A 7,959-nucleotide genomic window follows, 5' to 3' on the forward strand; every position below is an offset into this window, starting at 1 on the left:
AGTTTCAGGGGGTCACGTCAGCCGAAATGTCGCTGACCCGGTCGAGAATCGACTGTGCCGCCTCCGGACGCAGGTTGACCGTCGCCGGACATATGGGCCCTCGCCAACGCGCTAGACCGCGACCAGTCGCCGGAGCCGCCACACGTCCGACGAAACCATGCACCGCATCCCGCTCGGGCACGCCGGTGACTTCAACCTCCGGCAATGTGGCCAATTGCGGCTCTGTTGCCGGAGCCGGCTGGAGCGGCGTGGCCAACAGTAGGGCAGACAAGATTGAGACTGAAAGCATCAAACGGCTCGCTTCGTTGGAGGTGGATGCTAGCGCCTTAGCCTGAGGGTGACGCCCGAACGTAATCGCTAAGTTCAGCCCAAAGTAGTGTCCGCTAGCCACCCTCAGCGGAACTTCAAAGTGTCCGCTGCTAGGCCGCGCATTCTCGACGACGGAAACGCATCAGGTCATTGCCCTGTAATTGAGCCTGGTTCAGCACGCAATGCGCGTTGCTGGAGATGTGGGTCTGTGCATGATCCCGCCTCCAGTCACCATTTCCACTATGCTGAGCAAAGTCGTCAGTTCAAAGCGGTCCAGGCGGAATGCCGACGATCGAGCGGTCGTATTGTACGGCGTCGCGACTCTGAATTTCGCGAAGTTCCTTGCGCTTGGCCTCGACCAGAGCAGCATATTGCTCAGGCGTATAGCAGATGGTCTGCTCAAGCCTGCGACCTGTCAGGGCTCGCCGCTCGCAGACGCGGCGCGCCCGGGGAGGGGGCGCTGCTTGGTCCTCAGCGGCAACCTGAGGTGACGGCGCTGTCGTCGCTGGAGGAGTTTGAGCTAATGCTTGCAATGTTAGCGTGGATGCAAAGGCCAATGATGTTGCGAACATGCGTGTCTCCTTGATGATCTACGGTCTCATGTCTCGTCCCAACTAGCAAATACAACGCGCGCAGCGATCGATCGTGAGTTGCGCGTAACGACTGCCGTTGCTTTGGCTGGCTGCAACCTGCGCCGTTGTGCTGCGTTTTCCGGTCGAGATTTCAACCTTGACCGGAGTTTCGTCGTGACGATCCGAACCAAAGCCCTGATGGCGGCCGTCGCCGCAATGACGCTGGGCGCAGCCGCCTGCACCCAGGCCGAGCAGGAAAAGACCGAGGCGCATGCCGAGGCTGCGGCCGACAAGACGGCCGATGTCGCGTCTCAGGCCGGGGAAGTGATCGAGGGCGGCGCGATGAAGGCGGCGCAGGCGGTCGAGAGCGGCGCCGGCAAGGTCGCCGACAAGCTGGAAACCGAACAGGCCGAAGCGGCGGCCGAGGGCAAGCCCGGCGCGATCAATCCCGCGACCGATCAGCGCGTGCCGGCGAACACAAACTAAAGTCGATCAGGCGGGGGGCGGCGCGCCGCCTTCCGCCAGCATCGCATCGATCAAAGCGCGGGCTTCTTGGCTGGACCAGTCCGCCTCACCCTTCATGACAGCCCGAATGCGGCCCTGACGATCCAAGATAATGGTCTGCGGCATGGCGCCCTTGCCGGGAAACTCGAACGGCAGCTGGAATTTGGCGTCACTGTAAAACGGCAGGGGCGCGTGGTCGGCCAAGAAACGTTTCGCCTCGGCTGCGGCTTCGGGTGTGGCGTCCACGTTGATCGGCAGGACGACCAGATCCTCGTTCGCCTCATAGGCCTTCGCCAGCGCCTGGAGCGTGGGCATCTCCGCCTTGCACGGCGCGCACCACATGGCCCAGAGGTTCACGACCACGACCTTTCCCTGAAAGGCCGAGAAACGAACGGCTGTGCCGGTGCCGTCGCGGAACGCGTATTCGGGCGCGGGCTTCGCCTCGGCCGGGGTCGACAACGCGGCCAGGGATCCGACCGCGAAGCGCGCCAGGTCGCTTTTTGGCGCCGCGGCGGCGGTTCTGGTCTGTTCGACTTGCGCCTTCTGGCGATGATTGGCGTATAGCGACATCGCCATGCCGCCGGCGCCGGCGATGGTGCTGACGACGACGACCGCGCCGACGACCGCCCAGATCGCCTTTCTTGAGCCGCTCATGACCGAAACACCTTCTTCCGACGCCAATCCATTCGGCGGTTCGACTGCGCCGGTGAAGCCCGCGGGTCAAGACATGTGGGGCGGACGCTTTTCGTCGCGCCCCGCCGAGATCATGCAGGCGATCAACGTCTCCATCGGCGTGGACCAGCGCCTGTGGCGTCAGGATCTGGCCGGATCGCGGGCCCACTGCCGCATGCTGGCCAAGCAAGGCATCATTTCACAGGCCGATGCAGACGCGATCCTGGGCGGGCTGGAGGTCATCCAGTCCGAGATCGAGGCCGGAACCTTCCCGTTCCGTGACCAGTTCGAGGACATCCACATGAATGTGGAGGCGCGCCTCAATGAACTGATCGGCGAGCCGTCGGGCCGGCTGCACACGGCGCGCAGCCGCAACGATCAGGTCGCGGTCGATTTCCGCCTGTGGGTCCGCGACGCCTGCGATCGCTCGGTCGCGCAGTTGAAGGCGCTGCAGGCCGCGTTGCTGACGCGCGCCGAACAGCATGCCGGCGACCTGATGCCCGGCTTCACCCATTTGCAGACCGCCCAGCCCGTGACCCTGGGTCACCATCTGATGGCCTATGTCGAGATGTTTGGCCGTGATGCCGGACGTTTCGCCGACGCCCGCGCTCGGATGAATGAAAGCCCGCTGGGCGCCGCAGCCCTGGCCGGTTCGCCATTCCCCATCGATCGCCAGGCGACGGCGGCGGAACTGGGCTTCGACAGGCCGATGGCTAATAGCCTGGACGCCGTGTCGGACCGCGACTTCGCGCTGGAAAGCCTGGCCGCGGCCTCGATTACGGCCGGGCATCTGTCGCGCTTGGCTGAGGAGATCGTGGTGTGGATGACGCCGATGTTTGGTTTCGCCAGCCTACCCGACGACCTGACCACCGGCTCGTCGATCATGCCGCAGAAGCGCAATCCGGATGCCGCCGAACTGGTGCGGGCCAAGACCGGGCGGATCATGGGTTCGCTGGTCGCTCTGTCCACGGTGATGAAGGGCCTGCCGCTGGCCTATTCCAAGGATATGCAGGAGGACAAGCCGCCGGTGTTTGAGGCCTTCGACGCCCTGGATCTGGCCTTGGTCGCGATGACGGCGATGGTTTCGGCCCTGCAACCCAACACCCAACGGATGGCCCAGGCGGCGGGCGCGGGCTTTTCGACCGCGACAGACCTAGCCGACTGGCTGGTGCGCGAACTGAACCTGCCGTTCAGAAAGGCGCACCACGTGACCGGCGCGGCGGTCAAACGGGCGGAGGGGTTGGGCGTGGATCTGTCGCAACTGCCGCTGGAAGAAATGCAGAAACTGGAGCCAGGGATCACCGAAGCGGTTTACAAGGTGCTGACCGCCGAGGCTTCGTGCCAAAGCCGCCAAAGCTATGGGGGAACCGCGCCGGAACAGGTCCGTGCGCGCATCGCCGACTGGAGAGCCCGCCTGTGAAAAAATCTCTGATCCTCGCGGGCGCGCTCGCCCTCCTGACCTCCGCCTGCGGCCGGATGGCCGATCTGGAATCGCCGGTGCGCGAGACCGAGCGTGCGCCGCGCAGCAGCCGCGCGCCGGGGCTGCCCGAGCCGGCGACCATGAACCGTCCGTCCAGCAGCGTACCGATCGACGGCGGCCCGTCCAACCCGATCGGCGCCGGCGCCGCCCAGAACGACCCGCGGTAAGTTGCACCATTTCGACCTGAAGGACGGCACCCTCCATGCTGAGGGCGTGCCGCTGGAGCTGATTGCGGACGAGGTCGGCACGCCGGCCTATGTCTATTCGACCGCGACCCTGAAGCGGCATTACGGCCTGCTGCGCGCTGCCGCCGATGCGCATCGGGACGCTTTGGGCGAGGCCCTGATCGCCTTTGCGGTCAAGGCCAACTCCAACCTTTCGGTGTTGGCGACCCTAGCGAAACTGGGGTCCGGCGCGGACACCGTCTCCGAGGGCGAAATCCGCCGCGCCTTGGCCGCCGGCGTGCCGTCCGACCGGATCATCTTCTCCGGCGTCGGCAAGACCGATGTGGAAATGGCCTTCGCCATCAGCGTCGGCGTGCGTCAGATTAATGTCGAATCCGGCGCCGAGCTGGATCGGCTGATCGCCGTTGCAGCCATGATGGATGCCTCGCCGGCCATCGCCGTCCGGGTCAATCCGAACGTGGGAGCGGGCGGTCACGCCAAGATCACCACGGGCGGCAAGGGCGACAAGTTCGGCGTGCCGGTCGAGGAGGCGATGGACCTCTATGCCCGCGCCTCGGCCTCGCCCCATGTCACGCCGGTGGGCTTGGCCTGCCATATCGGCAGCCAGATCACCGACCTTAAGCCGCTTGAGGCCGCCTTCGAGGTCTTGGCGGAGATGACGCGCAAGCTGCGGGCGCAGGGTCATGCCGTGACCCGCCTGGATCTGGGGGGCGGGCTGGGCGTGCCCTATTCCGGTGGGACCGAGCCGCCGTCGCCGGCCGAGTATGTCGCCATGGCCGCGCGGGTTCTGAACGGGCTGGACGTTGAGGCGGCGTTCGAGCCGGGCCGGCTGCTGGCCGCCAACGCCGGCGTGCTGCTCAGCCAAGTGATACAGGTCAACGAACGCTCGGACGGACGGCGCTTTCTGGTGCTGGACGCGGCGATGAACGACCTGATGCGGCCGGCCCTGTACGACGCCTTCCACGACATCCAGCCGGTCAATCCGCGCGAGGGCGGGGCGACGGCCTATGACGTGGTCGGGCCGGTGTGCGAGACGGGCGACACCTTCGCGCGTGACCGCGCGTTGCCTCCGCTGGAGGCCGAGGACCTGATCGTCTTCACCGGCGCGGGGGCTTACGGCGCGGTGATGTCCAGCGAATACAACAGCCGGCCCCTGATCCCCGAAGTGCTTGTGGATGGCGATCAGTGGGCCGTGATCCGGCCACGCCCGACCTATGAAGAGATGCTGGACCGCGAGCCGTTCGCCGATTGGCTTTGATCGCCGATTCTTCTCGACCGTTATAAAGTAACACGCTATAGGGCCGGTCATGTCTCCCGGTCCCGAACAGTCCGTCATGCTTTCCCTGCTGGGCGGCGGCTTCGTTGCGGCCTTTCTGCATGCGGCCCTGCCGACCCACTGGCTGCCGTTCACCCTGGTCGGGCGGGCGCAAGGCTGGCGGCCGTCGCGGATCCTGATGGCGGTGACGGCGGCGGGCCTGGCGCATATCGCCACGACGGCGGTGGTCGGTGGTCTGATCGTGGCGGCGGGTCTGGCGCTGGATCAGTGGATCGAGGGCGTGCTGCCTCACCTTGCGGCGGTTCTGCTGTTCCTGTTCGGCGCCTTCTATCTGGCGCGCGCGACCCTGAAGCGCCCCGCCATGGCCGGTGGTCCTGCGGTCGAGACGCCCGAGCCGGCCGTGTCCGACAAGGCCGCCTTCCTGGGTCTGGTCGCCATGATGGCGGTTTCGCCTGGCGAAGTGCTGCTGCCCATCTATCTGTCTTCGGCCTCAGCGGGGCTTGGAGCCCTGGCGCTGCTGACGGTGGTGTTCGCGGCGGGGACCATCGCCGGCATGGCGGTCTTCACGGCATTGGCCAGCGCCGGCGCCTCGATCCTGCGGCTGGAACGCTGGGCGCGATATGAGGGGGCGGTTCTGGGCGTGGCCCTGATCGGTCTTGGCCTCGTTGTCGCCATGCACCAACACTGACGCGATATTACATGATAACATTCAATGCGTTATCATGTATCGGCTTGGCTGTTTCGCCAGAGGGCGTATAGGCGAGCCATGAACGCCGCGCACGACCACAGCCCCAGCCACCGGCATGACCACGATCATGCGGATCACGGCCATGGGCATTCTCACAGCCACCACGGACACAGCCACGGCCACGGCGGTCATAGCCACGGCCCAGTGGACACCGGCGATTGGCGCTATGCCGTCGGCCTGGTGGTCAATCTGCTGTTCGTGGCGTGCGAGTTCGGCGCGGGACTGATTGCGGATTCGACCGCCCTGCTGGCCGACGCCGGGCATAATCTGTCGGACGTTCTGGGCCTGGCCATGGCGGGCGGCGCGGCCTGGCTGGCGCGACGCGGCGCACATGGGGCGGCGGGCGGCCGGCGGACCTATGGTTTCGGCAAGGCGACGGTGCTGGCGGCGCTGGGCAATGCGCTGCTGCTGATCTTCGCCTGCGGGGCCATCGCGTTCGAGGCCGTGGGGCGGTTCAACGAGCCTGCGCCGGTCGGCTCGGGCGTCATCATGGCGGTCGCCGGCATCGGCTTCGTCATCAACCTTGGCACTGCGCTGCTGTTCATGAAGTCGCAGCACGACCTGAATGCGCGCGGCGCCTATCTGCACATGATGGCCGACGCGGGCGTGTCGCTGGGCGTGGTGCTGGCCGGCGGGCTGATCATGATGACCGGCTGGTCGGTGGTCGATCCGCTGGTCAGCCTGGCGATCGTGGTCGTGATCCTGTGGTCGACCTGGGGCCTGCTGAAGGATTCGGTCAATCTGGCCATGGACGGCGCCCCGACGGGCGTGGACGTGCCGGCTCTGGAACAGGCGCTGGTCGGCTTGCCGGGCGTGCGAGCCGTGCATGATCTGCACGTCTGGGGATTGTCGACGACCGAGACTGCCCTGACCGCCCACCTGGTCCACGACCGCGCCGACACGGCGGCCCTGATCTGCGAGGCCCAGGCGGTGGCGAAGCGCTACGCCATCGGCCATACGACATTGCAGCTGGAGACAGAGCCTCTGCCGGATTGCCCGGGCTGCTGAGCCCTTACGCCTGTTCGAATGTCACTGGCGCGCCCCAGAATTGGGACACCATTTCCGACTGCGGCCCGGGCTGGCCGGTTGTGAGGAAATCGCGACGCCCGCTGTCGCCCAGATCGTATTCGGGGTGCGCCTTGAAATAGCGCTCCAGCGCATCCGCCACCGCCGTCGGCTGTTCGATCAGAACGGTGCCGGCCGGCAGAGCCTGGGCGAACAGTTCGGCGACAATCTCATAGTGGGTGCAGCCCAGGATGGCCTTGTCCGGGTGGCGGCCGATGCGACGACGCAGCGCATCGACGTGGTCGTCGATCACCACCTTCAGCTCCTCCGGCGGCGCGCCCAGCTCGATCAGGCCCGCCAGGCCGGGACAGGGCTCGGAAAAGACGGCGATGTCCTCGCGCCGCTTGTCGATCTCGATCTCATAGACGCGGCTGATAGCCGTGGCGGCGGTGCAGAAGACGCCGGTGATGTCGATGGAGGCGACCTTTTCGCCTTCCTGCGGGCGCTCGGCCTCGAAGCTCCAGGGCTTGCCGGTCGCCGCCTCGATGGTCGGGACGATGATGCCCAGGATGTTGACCGGGCGGCCAAGACGCTCGCGCAGACCCGGCAGCCAAGTCTGTTGCAGACGGCGAAGCGCAATGGCGCTGGCGGTGTTGCAGGCCAGAACGACGACGGAGGCCCCGGCGTCGAACAGCCGCTCGCAGCCGGTTTTCGTCAGTTCGACGATGTCTTCGCCGCCGCGCCCGCCATAGGGGGCGTGGGCCTGATCGGCCAGATAGACGAAGTCCCGCTGGGGGAAGCGTCGGGTCAGTTCGCGATGGACAGTCAGGCCGCCCACGCCGGAGTCGAAAACGCCAATAGCCATGGCTCGGCTTTAGAACAGTGCGACGACGTATCCAACCGGATTGGCGACAAGTTTATCCCCGCGTCAGGTGACGGGGGCGATCCGTGCGCCTAAGTGTATCGCAACCATGATCTTGTTTCGGAGCATTCCATGCATAGACGCCAGCTTCTCATCGCGGGCGGCAGCCTGATGGCCCTGTCGGCCTGCGCTTCCACAGGCGCGACCTCGGGCGGGTCCGCTGCGGCGCCGTCCGCCGCCAGCGTCGCCGAGGAAGCGCGCATCGCCCGCGCCGTCCTGCCCAGCCAGACGCCGCGCGCCGAGCTGCTGCAGGCCTGGACCGGGAAGTATGATGGCGTTCCGCCCT

The 7,959-nt window shown here is 66.3% G+C and carries 9 protein-coding genes; 7 read left to right on the forward strand and 2 right to left on the reverse strand.

The window, feature by feature from the left end; genetic code table 11:
* The first annotated feature begins 1,055 nt into the window (after positions 1–1,055).
* A complete protein-coding gene (locus tag B3T77_RS06720; RefSeq protein ID WP_292078263.1) occupies positions 1,056–1,367 on the forward strand; it encodes a hypothetical protein in 312 nt (103 codons plus the stop codon).
* Between the two features lie 6 nt (positions 1,368–1,373).
* On the opposite strand, the gene B3T77_RS06725 is transcribed toward B3T77_RS06720, so the two are convergent.
* Entirely contained in the window at positions 1,374–2,039 is a 666-nt protein-coding gene (locus tag B3T77_RS06725) for a TlpA family protein disulfide reductase (protein ID WP_292078264.1), read from the reverse strand.
* Between B3T77_RS06725 and argH the strand changes: the two genes are divergently transcribed.
* The 5 genes from argH (at position 2,038) to B3T77_RS06750 (ending at position 6,754) form a co-directional block, all read left to right on the forward strand.
* Positions 2,038–3,477, forward strand: coding sequence for an argininosuccinate lyase (argH, locus tag B3T77_RS06730; protein WP_409514561.1), 1,440 nt, complete (start codon positions 2,038–2,040; stop codon positions 3,475–3,477). The two genes, B3T77_RS06725 and argH, sit on opposite strands and share 2 nt — an antisense overlap.
* Positions 3,474–3,704: a hypothetical protein gene (locus B3T77_RS06735; protein WP_055807399.1), complete on the forward strand. Its 231-nt coding sequence runs from the start codon at positions 3,474–3,476 to the stop codon at positions 3,702–3,704. The genes argH and B3T77_RS06735 overlap by 4 nt, the downstream gene beginning before the upstream one ends.
* Before the next feature lies 1 nt (position 3,705).
* Entirely contained in the window at positions 3,706–4,980 is a 1,275-nt protein-coding gene (lysA, locus tag B3T77_RS06740; RefSeq protein WP_292078265.1) for a diaminopimelate decarboxylase, read from the forward strand.
* 49 nt (positions 4,981–5,029) lie between these two features.
* Entirely contained in the window at positions 5,030–5,686 is a 657-nt protein-coding gene (locus B3T77_RS06745; RefSeq protein WP_165115018.1) for a hypothetical protein, read from the forward strand.
* 78 nt (positions 5,687–5,764) lie between these two features.
* Positions 5,765–6,754 carry a cation diffusion facilitator family transporter gene (locus B3T77_RS06750; protein WP_292078267.1) on the forward strand — a complete coding sequence of 330 codons (990 nt, stop codon included), beginning with the start codon at positions 5,765–5,767 and terminating at the stop codon, positions 6,752–6,754.
* A 4-nt stretch (positions 6,755–6,758) separates the two neighbouring features.
* On the opposite strand, the gene B3T77_RS06755 is transcribed toward B3T77_RS06750, so the two are convergent.
* On the reverse strand, positions 6,759–7,616 hold the full coding sequence (locus B3T77_RS06755) for a glutamate racemase (RefSeq protein WP_292078270.1): 858 nt from the start codon (positions 7,614–7,616) through the stop codon (positions 6,759–6,761).
* A gap of 129 nt (positions 7,617–7,745) precedes the next feature.
* Here B3T77_RS06755 and B3T77_RS06760 point away from each other — a divergent pair.
* On the forward strand, positions 7,746–7,959 hold a 214-nt coding region (locus B3T77_RS06760), incomplete at its 3' end, for a hypothetical protein (RefSeq protein WP_292078272.1).

The organism is Brevundimonas sp. UBA7838, from assembly GCF_002500885.1.
Classification (GTDB): domain Bacteria; phylum Pseudomonadota; class Alphaproteobacteria; order Caulobacterales; family Caulobacteraceae; genus Brevundimonas; species Brevundimonas vesicularis_C.